This window comes from Micromonospora sp. NPDC049559 (assembly GCF_040676675.1).
In the GTDB taxonomy this organism is placed as follows: Bacteria; Actinomycetota; Actinomycetes; order Mycobacteriales; family Micromonosporaceae; genus JBFAPK01.
Genome location: NZ_JBFAPK010000020.1, coordinates 97,078 through 117,579 on the forward strand (window position 1 = coordinate 97,078; position 20,502 = coordinate 117,579).

The following is a 20,502-nucleotide window of genomic DNA, read 5'->3' on the forward strand; positions in this document are numbered from 1 at the left end:
GGTTCGCGTCCCGTCAACTCCCTTGCCGCTGGCCGTGCCGTTCTTATGCCGCGTCCCGTACGCACCGGACGTGCTCCTCCAGTCGCGGTACGACCTCCTCGGCGCGGGGCATGGCCCCGATCCGCCCGCCGATCCGGGCCGCGTTGGCGCGGTACGACGGGTCGGCGCCGAGCCGGCGGAACGCGTCGCGGACGGCGTGCGGTGACGTCGGCTGGGCGGGACAGGTCAACCCGGCACCGCCGGCCTCGACGAGCCCGGCCAGTTCGTGGTGGTCGGCCGCGACGGGGAGCATCACCAGCGGTTTCCCGTGCGCGAGCGCGCCGAGTACGCTGCCCGCGCCGGCGTGGCAGACCACCAGGTCACAGTGGGGCAGCAGGAGTTGCTGCGGGATGTAGCGCTCGACGCGGACGTGTGCCGGTTGGGGCCCGAACCGGTCCGGGTCGCCGTCCGGGCCGATCGTGACGACCAGGTTCACCCCCTCGTCGCGCAGCGCCTCGATCATCACCGCCAGCACGCCCACCGCGCTGTTGTTGTGCGTGGTGCCGAGCGTGACGTAGACGGTCCGCTCGTACGGCAGTCCCGACAGCGCGGGTGGCGGAGGCGGGGACGTGGCCAGCGGGAGGACGCTCTCCGGTCGCAGCGGCCACATCTCCGGGTAGAGCCAGCCCGGCACCTCCGGGCGCAGCTCCTCGGGCCAGATGTCCAGGTAGGGCGTCGCGGTGTAGGCGGCGCCGCGGGCGGGGTCGACCTCCCAGCGTGCGTGCAGATCGGTGAGCGCCGCGCGGAGCAGGGGAGCCGAGGCGTTCGACTTCGGGGACCCGAACCCGTGCAGGACGTGCGGCGCGCCGACGGCCGCGGCGGCGACCTCGCCCGCCCACTCGGCGAGGTTGCTGACCACCAGGTCGGGCCGCCACTCGCGGGCGAACGGTACGAGGTCGTCGGCCATCGCCGGGGCGTTGATCCCGATCAGCGAGTGCAGCACGACGTGTTGCAGCCGTTCGTGCGGGGAGAGCGCGGCGAACAGGTCGCCCGGAACGGAGTCGCGGTACCGCCGGATCGACTCGGCGAACGGCAGCCCCGCCGGCACCGCCGTCAGGCCGGCCTTCTCGACGTGGCGGGCGGCGTCCGCGCCCGTCGCGAAGACGACCTCGTGTCCCCGGGCGCGCGCCGCCGTGGCCAGCGGGAACATCGGCGCGAGATGACTGTGTACCGGCCCGGAGGTGAAGAGCATACGCACGACGAAGGAGGCCTTCCTGTTCCGGAGGCGTGACGGTTCACGTGGCCACCAAAATACGTACCGGCGATCCGATCCATCGAACGCGCCACGGTCGCTCCTGTACGTGGCGTATGCACCCCGCCGAGCCGGTCGGCTTCGACGTACGGCGCCAGGTCGCTCCGCTCAGTTCGGCCGGGAGACCAGACGGGCCGGGTTGCCCCGCCAGATCGTGTACGCGGGTGCGCTGCTCCCCTTCATCACGAACGAGTCGGGGGCGACCACCACCCCGTCGGCCAGGTCGGCCCCGTAGTGCACGAGGGCGCCGGTACCGACGGAACATCCGTTGCCGAGCCGGACCCGGTCGGACTTGAAGGTTCCGTCCTCCAACGAGTGGGTGTGCAGGATCGAGCCCTCGCTCAGGGTGCAGTAGTCACCGATCTCGACCAGCGACCGCTCCGGCATTCCGCAGCCGTCGTCGTAGACCCGGCGGCCGACCCGTACGCCGAGCATGCGCAGCACCAACGGTTTGAACGGTGTGCCGTTGAACAGGGCGAGGAAGCCGACCTCGGCGAGTTTCCAGTAGCGCTCGTGCCGCCAGAAGCGCGGGTCGTAGATCGAGCAGTACAGCGGGCGCAGCCGCCGGAACCCGAGGCTGGTCCACTCCAGCGCGACGGCGGCGGCGACGTTGAGCAGCAGGGCCACCAGGATCCCCGCGGCCAGGGAGAAGATGTTCGGACGGGCGCCGTCGTGGACCCCCTCCACCCGCACCACCACCAGTACCGAGAGGTGGAAGAGCAGCCACCGGGTCAGCAGGTACCAGCCCATGGTGCCGAGGTTCGACCGGTTCTTGCCGGCCAGCCGGCGGCGGAACTCGGCACCGGTCTTGAACTCGTCGAAGCCGCTGTCCCGGCGCACGGACCGGGGGATCTCGAACGGCGGCGAGCCGAGCAGCCCGACCCCCTCCCGTACGGGCCCGTCCATCGGCACCATCACCTTCGTGGCGAGCAGGCACCGTTCGCCCACCCTCGCCCCGGCGGGGTACACGATTCCGTTGCCCAGGAAGCTCTCCTGGCGGAGGGTCGCCCGTGCGAGCGCGAACGACGAACTGGAGAACCTGGCATTGATCATGGAAAGTCCGTCGGAGACGATGACGCCGCCGTCCACCTCGCAGAGGAACGGACTGTCGTGCTTCTGGACGAGTCCGAAGTTCGAGCCGGTCTGCCGCACCCCGCGCAGCCGCCAGCCGATGGCCCGCAGGTAGCCGACGATGTAGGAGCTGTCCCCGAAGAGCACGTTGAAGAAGCGGACGTTGCTGAACCGCGAGACCGTCTGGAAGCACGTCCAGTGCCAGCCGTACAGGGGGTAGGCCCGGCCGGGCGACAGGAACAGGTGCGCCAGCCGTGGTACGGCGACCGCCAGCAGCAGGCCGAGCGGGATCGCGCCGAAGAACATCAGCAGCGACCCGCCGACCGTACTGACGTCGACCACGAACGCCAGCGTGGCCGCGAGCACGACCAGTTGGGTGTCGACAAGCATCCGGCCGAGCAGTTGGCTGGCGCCGTAGTACGCCCGGCGCGCCCGCGAGCAGGGCCGGCGGGTCGGCAACGGGTTGCCGGTCGCGGCTGGTACCGCCGGTGAGCCGTGGAAGACGGCCCCGGGCGGCACGGTCTGCCCGGCGCGCAGGGACGACGCGTGGCCGAGGTGGGCGCCGTCGCCCAGCGTCGTGTCGATGTCGAGCACGCTGCCCTCGCCGACGTGGGCGCCCCGGCCGAGGCGGATCGGGCCGGTGGTGATCCGGCCGGCCTCGGACCGGTAGCCGAGGAAGCTGACGTCCTTGCGGATGACCGTGCCGGCGCCCAGGGTGATCAGGTCGGTGCAGACCGGTACGGACCGCGAGAGCACCACCACACCCGGGCCGACCTTCGCGCCGAGCAGCCACAGGTACCGCGAGTAGAGCGGCGAGCCCCGGAACAGCACCATCGGGCTGGCCCGGATGAGCCGTTTGACCACCCAGAAGCGGAAGTAGGTCAGCCCCCAGATGGGGAAGGTCCGGGCCCGCCAGCGGCCGATCAGCAGCCACTTCAGCGCGACCGGCAGGAGGCTCGCCAGGAGGAAGCCGCCGGCCCCGAAGGCCAGCGAGCGCAGCCCGGTGGAGAGCATCCCCTGGGCGGCGGTGATCCAGACGTACCCGCTGATCGACAGCCCGGCGAGACAGACCAAATACACCAGGCCGAAGAGCGCCTGCAGGATCGCGCAGCCGTAGTACTCCAGGTCGCTCGACAGCCGCACGGGCGGTGGCGGCGGCTCGGCGGTCGGCAGGGGCGCGTCCGCGTCGAGTACGCCGGCGACCACCACGGCGAAGTCGCGGACGGTGGGGTTCAGGTAGACGTCCTTGATCGATACCTCGGTACGCAGCCGCTCCCGGATCCGGGCGCAGTAGCGGGCCATCATCAGCGAATCGGCCCCGAGATCGGCGAAGAAGTCGTCCTCGACCGATACCCGCTCCACCCGCAACAGCTCGGCGAGCAGCTCCGCGAGCGCGGCCTCGGTCGCCCCGGCCGGCGCGACGACCCTCGATCCGCGCGGCTGGCAGCGCGGTCCGGTCGGGGCGGGGAGGCTCTTGCGGTCCACCTTGTCGCTGGGCAGCATCGGCAGCGCCGGAAGTTCCTCGAGATAGGCCGGGACCATGTAGCCGGGCAGCAGCGAGCGCAGCGTACGTACGGTGGCCGCGTGGTCCAGGTCCGGCGCGTCGGCGCGCCGGGTGTAGAACGCGACGAGTTCCACGACGCCGGGTTCCGGCTCGTACGGCGCGACCGCCGCCTGGGCGACCTCCGGCAGGGTCAGCAACACCGACTCGATCTCGGTCAGCTCGATCCGGTAACCACGGATCTTCACTTGGCTGTCGGCGCGGCCCAGGTATTCGAGCTGCCCGTCCTGGTTGACCCGGCCGAGGTCCCCGGTCCGGTAGATCCGTCCGGACGGGTTGTGCGGGATTCCCAGCCGGTCGGGGATGAACGCGTGTGCGGTCAGGTCGGGCCGGTTGACGTACCCCGGGGAGAGACCGACGCCGGCGATGCCGATCTCGCCCGTCTCGCCCCGGGGCAGCGCCCGCTGGTCGGGTCCGAGGATCACCACCGCGTACGTCGGCAGCGGGGTGCCGATCGTCACCGGCGCTCCGGGGGTGAGCCGCGTCCAGGTCGCGGTGACCGAGGTCTCGGTCGGCCCGTAGACGTTCAGCAGCGTCCGACCCGGCCGGTGCCAGCGCGCGACGAGATGCGGTGGGCAGGCTTCGCCGGAGACGAGGACGAACCGGAGTTCGGGCAGCTCCTCCTCGATCGTGGCGAGCAGGGTCGGCACGCAGCAGAGCGCGGTGACGCGGTGCCGGACGAGGAAATCGGCGAGATCCCGACCGACCAGGGCTCCGGGCGCGGTGCTCGGCACCAGGGTCGCGCCGGAGATCAGCGGCACCCAGATCTCCTCGACGGAGAAGTCGAAGGCGATGGTCATGCCCTGGTAGACCCGATCGTCCTCGCGCAGGCCGTAGCTCTCGACGGCGACCCGGACGAAGTTGCAGATGTTCGCCTGGTCGATGGCGACCCCCTTGGGCCGGCCGGTGGTGCCCGAGGTGTAGATGACGTAGGCCAACTCCGTGTCGCCCGTCGCGGGAGCGAGTTCGTCCGGGCCGATCCGGGCGGTGAGCTGCTGCTCGATCTCCGCGCACCGGTCCAGCGGAAGCACCGGTACGGCCAGCGCGGTGAGCCGGCCGGCGAGGGACGACAGCGTGAGGACCGTGGCGACGCCCGCGTCGGCGACGACGAAGGAGATCCGGTCCGCCGGAAAGCTCACGTCCAGCGGGACGTAGGCGGCATGGATCTTGGATACGGCGAGCATGCCGACGTAGGCGGAGGCGGACCGGTCCATCAGCAACCCGATCCGGTCCCCGGGACCCAGTCCCCGCCCCAGCAGGTAGCGGGCGAGTTGGTTGGCCCGCGTGTCGAGCTGCGAGAAGGTCAGCCTCAGCTCGCCGTCGTCGACCGCCGGATGGTCGGGGTCGCCCTCGGCGCGGAACCGGTCGCAGCGGCCCTCGAACAGGTGGTGCAGGCGTTCACCCGGTCGCCACCGGATCTCGTTGTCGGCAGGCGCGGTCAGCACGAGGTCCGCCGGTGGGGGCGCAGCGGTCGTACCGGAGGAGCCGACCGGCTCGGCCGCCGGGGCGGCGACGCCGGCGGTGTCAGGGGGTGTCCGGGTCTCCGGCGGCGCCGCGGTGCGCGGCGGGACCAGCCGTTCCCCGGTCACGGGTGCCACCCCGCGGGCTCGACCACGAGATCGCGTCCGGTCCCGCGCGGATCGTCCTCGGCGCGGGGGTTCCGCTCGGACACCGCGGTCCGGGCGGCCGCGAGCAGCACGGCCATGCCGTGTTCCAGGACGTCGTCGGGCGTCGTCAGGGGCGCGAGGACCTTGACGACCTCGTCGTGCGGGCCTGCGGTCTCCAGCAGCAGGCCGTCCTTGAAGCAGCGCTCGGCGATGGTCGCGGCGAGCGCACCCGAGCCGGTGTCGACGCCCCGGAACATCCCGCGCCCCTTGACCGTCGCGCCGGGTATGGCGGCGGCCACGCCGGCCAGCAGGCGGGCGAGCAACGCGCCCCGGCGCGCCACGTCGTCGGTCAGGGCGTCGTCCGCCCAGAACTTCTCGAGGGCGACCCGGGCGGTGACGAAGGCGTGCACGTTGCCGCGGAAGGTCCCGTTGTGCTGACCGGGAAGCCAGGCGTCGTACTCCGGCCGGATCAGCAGCAACGCCATCGGCAGGCCGTAGCCGGAGATCGACTTCGACAGTACGACGAGGTCGGGGACGATGCCGTGCGGTTCGAAGCTGAAAAACGTGCCGGTACGGCCGCAGCCTGCCTGCACGTCGTCCACCACCAGCAGCGCGCCGCAGTCCCGCGCCAGCTCCGCGATCTGCCGCAGCCACGGTGTCGAGGCCACGTTGAGTCCGCCCTCGCCCTGCACGGTCTCCAGCAGGATGGCGGCGGGCGCGTCCACGCCGCTGGACGGGTCGCGCAGCATCCGCGCCAGGAAGTCGGCGGTGTCGACGCCCTCGCCGTGATAACCGTCGTACGGCATCCGGGTCACCCCGTGCAGCGGGAACTGCGGGCCGATCCGGTGGTGCCGGTTGCCGGTCGCGGCCAGCGCGCCCTGGGTCACCCCGTGGAAGGCGTTGGTGAAGGCGACGACGTTGGTGCGACCCGTCACCTTCCGCGCGATCTTGAGGGCCGCCTCGATCGCGTTGGCGCCGGTCGGGCCGGTGAACTGCACCCGGTGGTCCAACCCGCGCGGCAGCAGTACGTGCGTCTCGAACGCCGTCAGGAAGGCGCTCTTGGCCGAGCTGAACAGGTCGAGGCTGTGTGCGAGGCCGCCGCGTTCGAGATGGGCGATCAGGGCGGCGCCCATGTCCGGGTCGTTGTGTCCGTAGTTCAGCGCGCCCGCGCCGGCGACGAAGTCGAGATACTCCCGGCCGGAGACATCTCGGATCACGCTCCCCCGCGCGGTGTCGAAGACGCGGTCGAAGCGGCGGCAGTAGCTGCGTACCGCCGACTCACGACGCTCGAAGATCGAGGTTTCCTGCTGGCGCGGCACGGTGCGAGTGGTCATCTGTTCCCCCTGCTCTGCCGGGTCGTCGGTCTCCGCCGGGTCCGGTGACCATGACCGGCTTGGGAAAGAACCGACGCCGGTTTCAACTGCCCCGGATGGCGCCCGGGTCGCGGGGAATATCGGATAAGTTCCCAATTGCCAGATAGCCGACTGAATGCTTGTCGCCGGCCGTCCGGCCATCCGCCGTACGACGGGTGTCGGTCCCGCCCAACGGTCGGCCGACCGTGATGGACCCGAACGGCGGAGCGGTACAGCGAGGGCCGGCCGCTGGCATAGGGTTGGCCGCATGGTGGACAGTCCGGTCGTGTCGGTGCGCGGTGAGGTCGTCCGGGAGGTACCCCCGGAGCTCGCCCGCTTCTCGGTGACCGTGGCCGCGCGCGACCGCGACCGCCAGACCACGCTGGAGCGCCTGGCCCGGCGCGCCGACGCGGTCCGCGAGCTGATCGACGGGTACGGCCCCGCGATCGACCGTCGCGAGGCGGGGGACCTGCGGGTACGCCCCGAGCTGAAGCGCTCCGGCGAGCGGGTCGCCGCCTACCACGGCAGCGTGACCACCACCGTGACGGTCACCGACTTCACCGTGCTCGGCGAGCTGATGCTGCGCCTGGCCGAGCAGGACCAGACCTCGGTCAACGGTCCGTGGTGGCTGCTGCGCCCGGACAGCCCCGTCCACTCCGCCGCCCGCCGGGCCGCCGTCGACGCGGCGGTGACCCGGGCCCGCGAGTACGCCGACGCGCTCGGCGCGCAGGTCACGGCGCTGGTGGAGCTGGCCGACACGGGCCTGAGCAGCGCGCCGCCGCCGTCGATGAACCGGGTCGGCTACGGCGTCAGCATGATGGCCGAGTCCGCCGCCGCGCCCGAGCTGGAACTCGACCCGCAGGTGCAGACCGTGCACGCCAGCGTCGAGGCACGGTTCACCATCAGCACGCCCACGCTGGACTGACGTGTCCGCCCCCGCCGAGCTGACCCTGGCGGAGCTCGTCGCCCGGGCGCGGGAACTGGCCGCCGGCGCGCCCCGGCGGCTGCTCGGCATCGCCGGCGCGCCCGGGGCGGGCAAGTCCACGCTGGCCGCCCGGCTGGTGGCCGCGTTGGGCGGCGTCGCCGCGCTGGTACCGATGGACGGGTTCCACCTGGCCGGGTCGGAGCTGCGCCGGCTGGGCCGGGAGTCCCGCAAGGGCGCGGCCGACACCTTCGACGCCGCCGGGTACGTGGCGCTGCTGCACCGCCTGCGCGAGCGCGGGCCGGAGCCCGTGTACGCCCCGGAGTTCCGCCGCGACATCGAGGAGCCGATCGCGGGGGCGATCGGCGTACCGGCCGAGGTGCGGCTGGTGGTGACCGAGGGGAACTACCTGCTCCTGCCCGATCCACCGTGGAGCGAGGTGCGCCGGATCCTCGACGAGATCTGGTTCCTCGACCTGGCGGCCGAGATCCGGTTGCGCCGCCTCGTCGACCGGCACGTCGCCTACGGCCGTACGGTGGCGGCCGCCGAGGCGTGGGCCCGGGGCAGCGACGAGGCCAACGCCAGGCTGATCGCCACCACCGCGCCCCGCGCGGACCTCGTCGTGCGGCTCCGCGAGCCGGACGAGTAGCGGCACGGTGTGCGGCTCCGCGAGCCGGACGAGTAGCGGCACGGTGTGCGGCTCCGCGAGCCGGACGAGAGCTGACGAATCGAGCGGACCGGCTGCCGGACGAGAGCTGACGCATCGGCTGACACCACTACCCGCCGGGGTGATAGCGAAGCGCATCGCTGGCTGGTAAACCGGGCACGAACGTTTCTTCCGGACGGCGCGGCACGGCCCGCGGGGGTGTCGACAGGAGGCTCGTGGCAGCTCGGAAGGCAATGACCTGGTACGCGGCGGGGATGACCGTCCTGATCGCCGGATTCTTCGCGCTACCGGGGCTGCGCACCCTCCTGGGCGTCGTGATCGGCCTGCTCAGCGCCGCCGTCGTGGTGCTCGGTACGCGGATCCACCGCCCGAGCCGGGCGTACGCGTGGTGGCTGCTCGCGGCCGGCCTGCTCGCCTTCACGGTGGGCGACGCCAGCTACAGCCTCGGCGGTGGCCAGGCGGGCCGGGACCTCTCGGTGCCGTTCTCGGACGTCTGCTACCTGGCGATGTTCCCGCTGATCGGGATGGGCCTGCTCGGGTTGACCCGGGCCACCACCGCGGCCCGGGACCGCTCCGGCCTGCTGGACTCCCTGATCTACACGACCGCCGTGGCGTTCCTGATCTGGGTCTTCCTGATCGCGCCGTACCTGGCGACGCCGGAGGTCGGCTCGTTCGAGCGGTCCACCCTGGCCGCGTACGCGCTCGCCGACGTGCTGGTCCTGGCGACGACGGTACGGCTGCTCACCGCGGTGCGGGGCAACGTCGCCGCGGTGCTGCTGGTGACCGGCGCGGGCGGGATGCTCATCGCCGACCTGGCCTTCGGCGCCGCCGTGCTGGACGGCGAGTGGCGCGGCGGCGGCCCGGTCGAGCTCGGCTGGTTCGCGCTCTACGTCGGCTGGGGCGCCGCCGCCCTGCACCCGTCGATGGTCCGGTTGAGCGAGCCGGCGGAGCCGTACCAGGCGGAGCTGAGCGGGGTGCGGCTGATGTTGCTCGGCGCGGCGGCCGTACTCGCCCCGGGGGTGCTGCTCTTCCAGTCGGTCACCGGGCGGGTGCGGGACGCCACCGTCATCGCGGTGGTCTCCGGCGTGACGTTCGTGCTGGTGCTCAGCCGGCTCGCCGACGCGGTGGACGCGCACCGGCTCTCGGTCACCCGGGAACGGAGCCTGCGCAAGGCCGGCGCCGCGCTGGTCTCGGCGGCGAGCGCCGAGGAGGTCGACCGGGCCGTACGGGTGGCCGTCGGTCACCTGGTGCCGGCGTACGCCGCCCACCGAGTGATCTTCTCGGTGCATCGGTCGGACGGGATACCGGCCACGGCGGCGAGCATCTGGGGGCCGGCCGTCGGCGCCCCGTCCGGGCCGCACTCGGCGCCGCGCGCCGCGACCGTACGCCGTACCCGGGTGCTGCGGGTGCGCGCGCTCCAGCCGGCCCTGGCCGAGCAGCTCGGCGGGTTCGACTCCGTGGTGCTCTGCCCGCTGGTGCTGGACGAGCGGGCGGCCACGCTGCCCCGGGTCGGCGCGCTGCTCGTCGCCGCCGACGCCGCCGTGCTCGCGGCCGTACGGGACTCGCTGGAGGTGCTGGCCGCCCAGGTGGCGCTCGCGCTGGAGCGGATCGGGCTGAGCCAGGAGATCAGCCGGCGGGACAGCGACGAGTACTTCCGCAGCCTCGTGCAGCACACGGCCGACATGATCCTCATCGTCGAGGACAGCGACCGGATCCGGTACGCCAGCCCGTCGGTGACGACGGTGCTCGGGGTCGAGCCGGAGAGCTGCACCGAGCTGCGGGCGCTGGTGCACCCGGACGACGGGGAGTCCGTCGCCGGGCTGCTGGAGGCGATCCGGTCCGACCCGCCGAGCCACGAACAGTGGCACGACTGGAGCGTACGGCGGCCGGACGGCCAGCGGGTGGAGCTGGAGGTCAGCTGCCGCGACCTGCGCCGGGACCGGACGGTACGCGGCCTGGTCTTCACCGTGCGGGACGTGACCGAGCGGCGCCGGCTGGAGCGGGAGCTGCAGCACCGGGCGACGCACGACGCGCTGACCGGACTGGCGAACCGGGTCGCCTTCCACGACCGGCTGCACGAGGCGGTCGAGGGGGCCCGCCGCAGCGGCCGTACCGTTGGCTCGCTCAGCATCGACCTGGACGAGTTCACCTCGGTGAACGACTCGCACGGGCACGGCACCGGGGACGCGCTGCTGGTGGCGACCGCCGAACGGCTGCGCGCCGTCGTCGCCGAGCTGCCGGGCGTCGTACCGCCCGGCGGCGGGCCGCCCACGGTCGCCCGGCTCGGCGGGGACGAGTTCGCGGTGCTCGTGACCGACGCGGACGGCCCGGAGGCGGTGGAGCGGATCGCCGAGCAGCTGGTGACCGCGCTGGCGGTACCGCTCCTGCTCGGCGAGGCCCTGGTCACCCCGTCGGTGAGCATCGGGGTGGCGACCACCGCCGACGCGACCGACGCCGGCGAGCTGTTGCAGCGCGCCGACCTCGCCCTCTACGTCGCGAAGGGGGCCGGCAAGGGGCGCTGGTGCCGGTACCAGTCGGCCCTGCACACGGCGATCGTGGAGCGGCTGGAGCTGCGGGCCGCGCTGACCGAGGCCGTCGAGAAGGACCACTTCGTGATCGAGTACCAGCCCATCGTCGACCTGGCCCGGGGCACCGCGGTCGGCTTCGAGGCGCTGGTCCGCTGGCAGCACCCGGTCCGGGGGAAGGTACCGCCGGCGCAGTTCATCGCCCTCGCCGAGGAGACCGGCCTGATCGAGCCGATCGGCGACTGGGTGCTGCGGCACGCCGTGGCGGCCGCGGCCCGCTGGCACGCGGAGATGCCGGCGGGCGCGACGCCGTACGTCAGCGTGAACGTCTCCGGCCGGCAGCTGCGTACCGCGGGCTTCGTCGACAAGGTCCGGGCCGCGCTGGCGGAGGCCGGGGTGCCGCCCCGGCTGGTGATGCTGGAGATCACCGAGAGCCTGCTGCTCCGCGACGACGAGCGGGTCTGGGCCGAACTCGCCGAGCTGCGCGGCATGGGGGTACGGGTCGCCATCGACGACTTCGGTACCGGCTTCTCGTCCCTCAGCTACCTGCAGAAGATGCCGGCCGACGTGCTCAAGCTGGACCGCTCGTTCACCGCCACCGCCGCCTCGTCGCGCCGGCAGCGGCTGCTGATGGAGGGGATCCTGCGGCTGGCCGAGACGCTCGGACTGGAGATCATCGCCGAGGGGGTCGAGACCGAGGCGGCGCGGGTGCTGCTGACCGACATCGGCTGCCTCTGCGCCCAGGGCTACCACTTCTCCCAGCCGCTCGGCGACGGCGAGGTGCTGCACTGGCTGCGCCAGGTGCGCCGGGGTACCCGCGAACGCGCCGCCGGCTGACGGCGGGACGGCGCGGCGCCCGGCCGGTCACCCGGTACGCGGGCGGAGCCTGGGCCTCAGTCGGAGAGCAGCCGGCCCTGCTCGGGCGCGGTGATCCGGGCGGCGACGTCGAAGGCGCGGGAGACGTCCTGCCAGATCCTCGGGTTGGCGCCGCGCACCCGGCCGCTCGGGTGCGCCACCGCCAGCCACGGCACCAGGCGCGCGTCCTCCCGCAGCAGGTACAGCGCCAGCGCCTGCCGGGCGGCGTCGCCCAGCGCCACGACCAGGCGCAGCCGCGGCAGCAGGTCGACGAAGCGGGACAGCCACGGCAGGGCCTGTTCGATGTCGTTGCGCTCGGCGTGCCGGCTCTTCCGGTCGGCCCCGAGCGGCCACGGCACCGCGTTCCAGTGCACGCAGCGGCGCCGGTCCAGCCCGGAGGCGCGGTAGAACTCCCAGACGTTCGCGGCGGCGGGGTCGTCGTCGTCGGGGGAGAGCAGCGCGCTGCGGACCGCCGTCCGGGCCGGGGACTCGAACAGGAAGAGCACCTCGGCGTCGACGCCGCCGAGCGTCGGGTCGACGTACGGCACGTCGGTCCCGACGAGCACCCGGATCTGCTCGACCAACCGGGTGATCGGAGCCACGTGCGGCTCGTCCAGCCGGGCGAGCTTGCCCTTGACGACCTCCGCGTCGCGGTCGGCCCTCGGTCCTGTCGTCGGGTCCATCAGCGCATCATGCCTGGCTCAGGCGGGGGACGGTACCGGCCGGCGGCCCGTGGACGGCTCGGCCCGTCGGTCGTCGGTGCGGGGGTGGTGCGGTCGCGGTCAGCCCGATGCCCCGGCCGGTCACTCGTTGGCGTGCAGCGCCGCGTTCAGCTCGATGCCGCGGCCGGTGCGCGGGCGCGCCTCCAGCGCCCCGGTGACCGAGTTGCGCCAGAAGAGCAGCCCGTCGACCCCCGAGAGTTCGCGCGCCTTCACGACCCGGCCGTCCGGCAGGGTGACCTTGGCGCCGGCCGTGATGTAGCAGCCGGCCTCCACCACACAGTCGTCGCCGAGGGAGATGCCGATGCCGGCGTTGGCGCCAAGCAGGCTGCGCTCGCCGATGCGTACCTTCTCGGTGCCGCCGCCCGAGAGGGTGCCCATGATCGAGGCGCCGGCGCCGATGTCGGAGCCGTCGCCGACGACCACGCCGGCCACGATCCGCCCCTCGACCATCGAGGCGCCGAGCGTGCCGGCGTTGAAGTTGCAGAAGCCCTCGTGCATGACGGTGGTGCCGGAGGCGAGGTGGGCGCCGAGCCGGACCCGGTCGGCGTCGGCGATGCGTACCCCGGAGGGCACCACGTAGTCGGTCATCCGGGGGAACTTGTCCACGCCGTAGACGGCGAGGTGCCGGCCGGCGGCCCGCTCGATCACGCGCAGCTCGTCGACCCGGTCGGGCGGGCAGGGGCCGGCCGAGGTCCAGGCGACGTTCGCGAGCGTGCCGAAGATGCCGTCCAGGTTCAGCTCGTTCGGCCGCACCAGGCGGTGGGAGAGCAGGTGCAGCCGCAGGTACGCGTCGGAGGCGTCCTTGATCGGCTCGGCCAGCGACCCGATCTCCGTGACGACGACCACGGTACGCAGCCCGGGCAGCGCCCGCTCGCCGATCGCGCCGGCCGGCAGGCCGATCGCCTCGGCCGGGTCCTCGCTCGGCCCGAGCGGGAGCGTGCCCAGTCCCAGCTTTCCACCCGGGTACCAGGTGTCGAGGACCTGGTCCTGGTCGGTGACAGTGGCCAGGCCGATGCCCCAGGCGGGCTGTGCAGTGGTCACCGGGCAACCTTTCGTCCGAGTCCGGGCTGGGCTGGGCTGCTCGCTCCTCGCCCCCAGACACCTGACGGTACCGTGCCCACCATGGAGAACCCGCTGACCCCCGAGGTGTTGGCCGATCCGGTCGCGTTGACCCGCGCCTTGGTCGACATCGAGTCCGTCTCACTGCACGAGAAGGAGATCGCAGACTGCGTCGAAGCGGTGCTCCGGGCCGTACCGCACCTGTCGGTGCGGCGCCACGGCAACACCGTGATGGCCCGTACCGACCTGGGGCGCGAGCGGCGGGTCGTGCTCGCCGGCCACCTGGACACCGTCCCGCTCAACGACAACTTCCCGTCCTGGATGCAGGGCGACCTGCTGTACGGCTGCGGCACGTCGGACATGAAGTCGGGGGTGGCGTACGCGCTGCACCTGGCCGTGACCGTGCCGGATCCCCGGTACGACGTGACGTACTTCTTCTACGAGGCCGAGGAGATCGAGTCGAGGTACAACGGGCTCACCCTCGTCTCGCAGGCGCACCCCGAGTGGCTGACCGCCGACTTCGCGGTGCTGCTGGAGCCGACCTACGGCGTGGTCGAGGCGGGCTGCCAGGGCACCATGCGCGCGACCGTGGGCACGACCGGCCGCCGGGCACACTCGGCGCGGTCGTGGCACGGGGTCAACGCGATCCACGCGGCGGGCGAGGTGCTGCGCCGGCTGGAGTCGTACGAGGCGCGGGCCGTGACCATCGACGGCTGCACCTACCGCGAGGGCATGAACGCGGTCAGCATCCGGGGTGGGGTGGCTGGCAACGTGGTGCCCGACCGCTGCGAGGTGGAGGTCAACTACCGGTTCGCGCCGGACCGCAGCGAGCAGGAGGCACAGGACCACGTCCGCGAGGTCTTCGCCGGGTACGAGGTGACGGTGACCGACTCGGCGGCCGGGGCGCTGCCGGGGCTGACGGCGGAGCCGGCCCGGGAGTTCCTGGCGGCGGTGGGGGAGGCGCCGGTCGGGAAGCTGGGCTGGACCGATGTGGCCCGCTTCGCCGCGCTGGGCATCCCGGCGCTGAACTTCGGGCCGGGCGACCCGAACCTGGCGCACGCCCCGGACGAGCACGTCGAGATTGGCAAGATCAGGGACGGCGCGGCGACCCTGCACCGCTGGCTCGCCTCCTGACCTGGTGAGGCCCGCCCCGCCTGGGCGGGACGGGCCTCGCGTGGCCTGTTGGTAGCGGTCGGACGTCAGCTGGCGAGCAGGGTCTCGCCGGTGGAACGCAGGTCGTCCGGGCGGACGTCCGAAGCGTCCTCGATGCCGACCGTGTCCTGCTGGCGCGAGAGCCGACGCTCCGCCACCACGTCCCGGATCCGCCGCTGCATCTGCCGCCGCTGCCGGATGATCTCGTTGCTGTTCATCACGCCAGTTCCTCCCCCCGAAGGTGCTCGACGGTCCGGCGTCCCGGCCGGGTGTCGCGCCGGGCCGGTCGCCGGTGGGCGCCGTGCATACGCAGTATGTGCATAGTAAGACGTCGGTACGACAGATTTTGTTGTCACGATCTCGTTCTTTTTTGCCGTCGTCTTTCCGACCCGTACCCTTTCTTCCCTTCGGCGACACCGGCCGTGGTTTCTCCGGTCACCCGCGGCTTTGTCCGTCGACCGGCCGGGGCGCGGGCCCGGGTGGGATCCCCACCGATACGGTTGACCTCATGAGCCACACCAATCGGCGGCACGGCGGCCGGGACCCCGGCCCGGTACGGCACCGTGGGGCGGTGACCCTGCGCCGGGAGGCCATCCCGGTGAGCACCGCGGACCAGCGGCTGCTCGACTCGCGTACCCGGGGCGACTGGAAGACCAAGGACGCCTGGCGGGCGCTGCGGATCCTTTCCGAGTTCGTCGAGGGGTTCGACACGCTCGCCGACCTGCCGCCCGCGGTCAGCGTCTTCGGCTCGGCCCGCAGCAAGCCCGACAGCCCGGAGTGCCGGCTGGCGGAGGAGTTGGGAGCGGCGCTGGCCGCCGCCGGCTACGCCGTGATCACCGGAGGCGGGCCCGGCGTGATGGAGGCGGCGAACCGGGGCGCGACCGAGGCCGGCGGGCTCTCCGTCGGGCTGGGCATCGAACTCCCCTTCGAGCAGGGCATCAACGACTGGGTCGACCTGGCCATCGACTTCCGCTACTTCTTCGCCCGCAAGACCATGTTCGTCAAGTACGCGCAGGCGTTCGTGGTCCTGCCCGGCGGGTTCGGCACCATGGACGAGCTCTTCGAGGCGCTGACGCTGGTGCAGACCGGCAAGGTGACCCGCTTCCCGGTCGTGCTGATGGGCACCGAGTACTGGTCCGGCCTGCTCGACTGGCTCCGCGGCACCATGGCCGCCGACGGCAAGATCGGACCGGTCGACCTCGACCTGATCTGCCTCACCGACGACGTCGCGGCCGCCGTGGCGCACATCGTCGACGCGGACGCGGCGCTCGCCGCTGAGCAGGAGTCGTTGCAGGAGGCGGCGGTGGCCCAGACCCAGGCGGACCAGCAGGCCGCCGCGAGCAACCAGCGGGACGAGTGAGCCGTGGCCGCCATCTGCGTGTTCTGCGCCTCGTCGCGCACCCTGGAACAGAACTGGCTCGACCTCGCCGCCGAGACGGGCGCGGAGATCGCCCGGCGCGGGCACACGCTCGTGTCGGGCGGCGGCTGCGTCGGCATGATGGGCGCCGTCGCCGAGGCCGCCCGCGCCGGCGGGGCACGCACGCTCGGCGTCATGCCGCGGCTGCTGGTGCAGCGCGAGGTGGCCGACCTGGACGCCGACGAGCTGGTGATCACCGAGAGCATGGCCGAGCGCAAGACCGCCATGATCGACAAGTCGGACGCGTTCCTCACCCTCCCCGGCGGGCTCGGCACGCTCGACGAACTCTTCGAGATCTGGACCCTGGGGACGCTCGGCCTGCATCGCAAGCCGATGGTGCTGGTCGACACCGACGGCTTCTACGGCGGCCTGGTCGAGTGGCTGAGCGGACTCACCCGTACCCAGTTCGTCCGGCCGGACGCGGCCGAGCGCCTGGTCGTGGCGGAGACCGTACCGGCCGCGCTGGACGCGATCGAGAACCTGCTCGGCTAGGCCGTGTCCTGTGCGCCGGGCGGCGTGGCGGCTGTGCGCCGGGTGGCGTGGCGGCTGCGCGCCGGGTGGCGTGGCGCACTCGCGGCGACGGTCCAAATCCCGTGCCATGCTGCGTCGTACGGGACGAGGACCGCGTACGCGGCGGAACGGAGGAGGTGCGATGCCGGAGTACATGTTGTTGCTGTACGCGCCCGCGGCGGACGAGCCCGAGCGGTCGGAGGAGCGGTGGGCGGAGCTGCCGCTGTGGCGCGAGGTGACCGAGAGCCTGCGCGAGGCGGGGCTGCTCGTCGCGAACGCACCGCTGCACCCGCCGACGAGCGCGACCACGGTGCGGGTACGCGACGGTGCGACCGAACTCACCGACGGGCCGTTCGCGACGACCAAGGAGATCCTCGCCGGGTACTACGTACTGAACTGCGCCGACCTCGACGAGGCGCTGCGGCACGCGGCACGGCTGCCGACCGCCCGCTACGGCTCGGTCGAGGTGCGCCCGATCATGGATCCGGGTGCGGTCCCGACGACCGGCCAGGCGCCCGCACCGGGCAGATGAGCGACCGGGACGGGCCCACGGCCGCGCCGGCCGACGCGGGCGGCGCCCTGGTCCGGGCGTTCCGCGCCGAGCGGGCCGCCGTACTGGCGACGCTGATCCGGTACACCGGCGACATCCAGATCGCCGAGGATGCCGTGCAGGACGCGTTCGAGTCCGCGATCACGGCGTGGCAGCGCGACGGGGTCCCGGACAACCCGGGAGCGTGGATCACGGTCGCCGCCCGGCGGCGGGCGATCGACCTGCTGCGCCGCGAGCGGGCGGTCGCCGGCCGGGCCGAACGCCTGGCCGAGCTGCTCCGCCTGGACGAGCGGGGACAGCCCGCGCCGAGCGACCCGGACGAGATCGTCGACGACCGGCTCAGGCTGATCTTCACCTGCTGCCATCCGGCCCTGGAGATGCCGGCCCGGCTCGCGCTGACCCTGCGTACGCTCGGCGGCCTGACCACCGGCGAGATCGCGCGCGCCTTCCTGGTCGCCGAGCCGACGATGGGAAAGCGGATCGTCCGGGCCAAGCGCAAGATCGCCGATGCGCACATCCCGTACCGGGTGCCCGCCGGCGACGAACTGCCCGGCCGGGTACGCGGCGTGCTCCGCGTCGTCTATCTCATCTTCAATGAGGGCTACTCCGCCAGCGAGGGCGACCGCCTGGTCCGGGCCGAGCTGTGCGACGAGGCGATCCGCCTGGGCCGGCTGCTCTGCGAACTGATGCCGGACGACGCCGAGGCGTGGGGGCTGCTGGCGCTGATGGTGCTGCACGACGCCCGCCGGGCCGCCCGGACCGATGGGCGGGGCGGCTACGTGGCGCTGCCCCAACAGGACACGTCCCGCTGGGACCCGGACCGGATCCGCGAGGGACTGACGGCGCTCAACCGCGCGCTGCGGCTCGGCACCCCCGGGCAGTACCAGCTCCAGGCGGCGATCACCGCGCTGGAACTGCGGGGGGCGGACCGCGGCGTGACCGACTGGGCGCGGATAGCGGAGCTGTACGCGACGCTCGGCCGGCTCAGCCCCTCCCCGGTGGTGGAGGTGAACCACGCGGCCGCGGTCGGGTTCGCCCACGGGGCCGAGGCCGGGCTGGAGCTGCTCCGGCCGCTGCTGGAGGCGCCCGCGCTGGAGCGCTACCAGCCGCTGCACGCCACCCATGCCGAACTGCTCCGGCGGGCCGGCGACGCGGCGGGCGCGGCGCGCGCGTACGAACGGGCCATCACGCTCTCCGCCAACACCGTGGAACGCGCCGAACTCGAACGCCGGCTGCGGGCGCTGCCGGCCGCCTGATCCGCGTCGCGCCGGCGCCAGTCGCCGGACCGCCTTCCACCGCCGCGCCACACCCGTGAGCCGCCGGATCGTCTCCCACCGCCGTAAGGTCCGCACAAATTCTGTGCATCAGTGGCCTGGCAGCCGCTCCGAAAGGCCACTTTCTCCGAATTTGTGCGGATCTTGCCGGGGCGCGCCACATCCGTCGGCCGCTGGGATCGCCTCCCACCCGCCACGCCGCGTCCGTCAGCCGCCGCCTCGCGGAGTTGTCCAAGTCCGGGTGCGTGCCGCGTCGGTTCACCGGGGTCGCCGAAGGGCGGCCGGTGAACTGCGGAGGAGGCGCGGAATGGACCGACAATCGCGTGGACCGGTGGCGGCGAACCCGACGGGAGACGTCGGGGCACGGCACGACGCCGGGTGGCGCCGGACCGAGGAACGCGCCGTGCGGGCGGTCTTCGACGCGACGTCCCGTGCCTGGCGCAGCGGCGACGCGGACGCCTTCGTCGCCTGGTACGGCGAGGACGCCACGGTGATCCTGCCCGGGGCCTGCCTGAAGGGCCGGGACGAGATCCGGGCCGGCATGGCGGGCGCCTTCGCGGGAGCGCTGAAGGGCTCGACGCGCGAGCACGCGGTGCTGACCGTCCGGTTCCTCGGTACCGACGCGGCCGTGGTGGTCACCAGGAGCGCCACCAGCTTCCCCGGCGAGGTCGAGGTGCCGGGCGAGCGGTGGGAGCTGGCGACCTGGGCGCTCTCGCGGCGCCCCGGCGGCTGGCTCGTCGAGGCGTTCCACGCCTGCCCGGAGGCGGCCGGCGGACCGGACCGCCGGGACTGAACGCCGGACCGGGCGGCCGGGGGAGACGCCGGGACTGAACGCCGGACCGGGCGGCCCGGAGAGACAGAGAGCCGGGAGAACAGAGAGCCCGGAGACAGCGAGATCGAGCGGCCGACGGACGGTGCGGACCGTGCGGCCCGACGAGACGAGAAGGAGCGGAACGCGATGGTGGACAAGCGGTCGGAGATGGGCCGGGAGCACTGGCGCAGCATGACGGCGGCGGCCCGGGCGAACCCGGAGCAGACCCCGGAGGATGTCGTCGCCCGGGTGGAGCGCTACTGGCCCGGCCTGACGGCCGAGCCCGGTGGCGTCGACTATCTCGAGGTCGAGGTGGCCGGGTGCCCGGCGATGTGGACGGTACCGAAGGGCAGCGCCGAGGACCCCGTGCTCGTCTGGGTGTACGGCGGCGGCTGGGTCAGCGGCTCGATCTACACCCACCGGAAGCTCCTCGGCCACCTCGCCAAGAGGGTCGGGGCCCGGGCCCTGATCGTCGGCTACCGCCAGGCCCCGTACCCGGTGCCGCTGGAGGACACCACCGCCGCGTACCGCTGGCTGCTGGGCCAGGGAATCGCGCCGGGGCGGATCGCGATCGGCGGGGACTCGTTCGGCGCCAACCTCGCCGTCGGGACGGTGCTGCGCGCCCGCGAGCTGGAGCTGCCCGTACCGGCCGGGTTGCTGCTGATGTCGCCGTGGGTGGACATGACGGTCGGCAACGAGACGTACGAGTCGAACCGCGAGCGGGAGGCCTTCTTCTACCGGGAGGTCGTCGAGATGCTGGCGTCGGCCTACCTGAACGGCGCCGACCCGAAGGATCCGCTGGCCAGCCCGGTCTACGCCGACCTGAGCGGCCTGCCGCCGACGTACATCCAGGTGGGCGGCGACGAGACGCTGCTCGGCGAGGCGCTGCAACTGGACGAGAACGCCCGCGCGGCCGGCGTGGACAGCCGGGTGGAGGTCTTCCCGGGCCAGTTGCACACCTTCCAGATGGCGGCGGGGAACGTACCCGAGTCCGACGAGGCAATCCGGAAGCTCGCCGCCTGGGTCCGGCCGAGGCTGGGCCTGAGCTAGAGCCCGGACCCGGCCGTGACCCGCGCCGTCCCCCTCCGGTGGCGCGGGGTCACGGTCGACGTCCGCGGGTTCCTCACCACGGGTGACGGCACGACCGGGCCACCGT

At 73.1% G+C, this 20,502-nt stretch carries 16 protein-coding genes; 10 read left to right on the forward strand and 6 right to left on the reverse strand.

Annotation, left to right across the window (positions count from 1 at the left end):
• Positions 1–43 precede the first annotated feature (43 nt).
• From AB0J86_RS21770 to ectB, 3 genes are all read right to left on the reverse strand, one after another.
• The gene (locus tag AB0J86_RS21770) at positions 44–1,231 is read right to left on the reverse strand and encodes a glycosyltransferase (RefSeq protein ID WP_363859444.1); all 1,188 of its coding nucleotides are present in this window, start codon (positions 1,229–1,231) and stop codon (positions 44–46) included.
• Positions 1,232–1,399: 168 nt separating this feature from the next.
• On the reverse strand, positions 1,400–5,512 hold the full coding sequence (locus tag AB0J86_RS21775) for a Pls/PosA family non-ribosomal peptide synthetase (protein WP_363859394.1): 4,113 nt from the start codon (positions 5,510–5,512) through the stop codon (positions 1,400–1,402).
• Positions 5,509–6,864, reverse strand: coding sequence for a diaminobutyrate--2-oxoglutarate transaminase (gene ectB, locus AB0J86_RS21780; protein ID WP_363859395.1), 1,356 nt, complete (start codon positions 6,862–6,864; stop codon positions 5,509–5,511). The genes AB0J86_RS21775 and ectB overlap by 4 nt, the downstream gene beginning before the upstream one ends.
• A 286-nt stretch (positions 6,865–7,150) precedes the next feature.
• Here ectB and AB0J86_RS21785 point away from each other — a divergent pair, with 286 nt between their 5' ends.
• The 3 genes from AB0J86_RS21785 to AB0J86_RS21795 all read left to right on the forward strand — a co-directional run bounded on the left by AB0J86_RS21785 (position 7,151) and on the right by AB0J86_RS21795 (position 11,833).
• Positions 7,151–7,807: an SIMPL domain-containing protein gene (locus tag AB0J86_RS21785; protein ID WP_363859396.1), complete on the forward strand. Its 657-nt coding sequence runs from the start codon at positions 7,151–7,153 to the stop codon at positions 7,805–7,807.
• A 1-nt stretch (position 7,808) separates the two neighbouring features.
• Complete coding sequence (locus tag AB0J86_RS21790) at positions 7,809–8,453, forward strand: nucleoside/nucleotide kinase family protein (RefSeq protein ID WP_363859397.1); 645 nt, start codon at positions 7,809–7,811, stop codon at positions 8,451–8,453.
• Between the two features lie 233 nt (positions 8,454–8,686).
• Positions 8,687–11,833, forward strand: coding sequence for an EAL domain-containing protein (locus AB0J86_RS21795; RefSeq protein WP_363859398.1), 3,147 nt, complete (start codon positions 8,687–8,689; stop codon positions 11,831–11,833).
• Positions 11,834–11,889: 56 nt separating this feature from the next.
• Here AB0J86_RS21795 and AB0J86_RS21800 read toward each other — a convergent pair whose 3' ends face one another.
• Both AB0J86_RS21800 and dapD read right to left on the reverse strand, forming a co-directional pair.
• A complete protein-coding gene (locus AB0J86_RS21800; protein ID WP_363859399.1) occupies positions 11,890–12,534 on the reverse strand; it encodes a uracil-DNA glycosylase in 645 nt (214 codons plus the stop codon).
• 120 nt (positions 12,535–12,654) lie between these two features.
• Positions 12,655–13,614, reverse strand: coding sequence for a 2,3,4,5-tetrahydropyridine-2,6-dicarboxylate N-succinyltransferase (gene dapD, locus AB0J86_RS21805; protein WP_363859400.1), 960 nt, complete (start codon positions 13,612–13,614; stop codon positions 12,655–12,657).
• 81 nt (positions 13,615–13,695) lie between these two features.
• Here dapD and dapE point away from each other — a divergent pair, with 81 nt between their 5' ends.
• Positions 13,696–14,766 (forward strand): succinyl-diaminopimelate desuccinylase, encoded by a 1,071-nt coding sequence (dapE, locus tag AB0J86_RS21810; protein ID WP_363859401.1) that lies wholly within the window; start codon positions 13,696–13,698, stop codon positions 14,764–14,766.
• A gap of 65 nt (positions 14,767–14,831) precedes the next feature.
• On the opposite strand, the gene AB0J86_RS21815 is transcribed toward dapE, so the two are convergent.
• The gene (locus AB0J86_RS21815; protein ID WP_363859402.1) at positions 14,832–15,002 is read right to left on the reverse strand and encodes a hypothetical protein; all 171 of its coding nucleotides are present in this window, start codon (positions 15,000–15,002) and stop codon (positions 14,832–14,834) included.
• A gap of 290 nt (positions 15,003–15,292) precedes the next feature.
• Here AB0J86_RS21815 and AB0J86_RS21820 point away from each other — a divergent pair, with 290 nt between their 5' ends.
• From AB0J86_RS21820 to AB0J86_RS21845, 6 genes are all read left to right on the forward strand, one after another.
• Positions 15,293–16,144, forward strand: coding sequence for a TIGR00730 family Rossman fold protein (locus AB0J86_RS21820; RefSeq protein ID WP_363859403.1), 852 nt, complete (start codon positions 15,293–15,295; stop codon positions 16,142–16,144).
• Between the two features lie 3 nt (positions 16,145–16,147).
• On the forward strand, positions 16,148–16,693 hold the full coding sequence (locus AB0J86_RS21825; protein ID WP_363859404.1) for a TIGR00730 family Rossman fold protein: 546 nt from the start codon (positions 16,148–16,150) through the stop codon (positions 16,691–16,693).
• A gap of 160 nt (positions 16,694–16,853) precedes the next feature.
• Positions 16,854–17,243, forward strand: coding sequence for a YciI family protein (locus tag AB0J86_RS21830; protein ID WP_363859405.1), 390 nt, complete (start codon positions 16,854–16,856; stop codon positions 17,241–17,243).
• On the forward strand, positions 17,240–18,517 hold the full coding sequence (locus tag AB0J86_RS21835) for a sigma-70 family RNA polymerase sigma factor (protein WP_363859406.1): 1,278 nt from the start codon (positions 17,240–17,242) through the stop codon (positions 18,515–18,517). Before AB0J86_RS21830 ends, AB0J86_RS21835 begins: the two co-directional genes overlap by 4 nt.
• A gap of 325 nt (positions 18,518–18,842) precedes the next feature.
• Positions 18,843–19,328 carry an SgcJ/EcaC family oxidoreductase gene (locus AB0J86_RS21840; RefSeq protein ID WP_363859407.1) on the forward strand — a complete coding sequence of 162 codons (486 nt, stop codon included), beginning with the start codon at positions 18,843–18,845 and terminating at the stop codon, positions 19,326–19,328.
• 165 nt (positions 19,329–19,493) lie between these two features.
• Positions 19,494–20,396, forward strand: coding sequence for an alpha/beta hydrolase (locus tag AB0J86_RS21845; protein WP_363859408.1), 903 nt, complete (start codon positions 19,494–19,496; stop codon positions 20,394–20,396).
• Positions 20,397–20,502 lie beyond the last annotated feature (106 nt).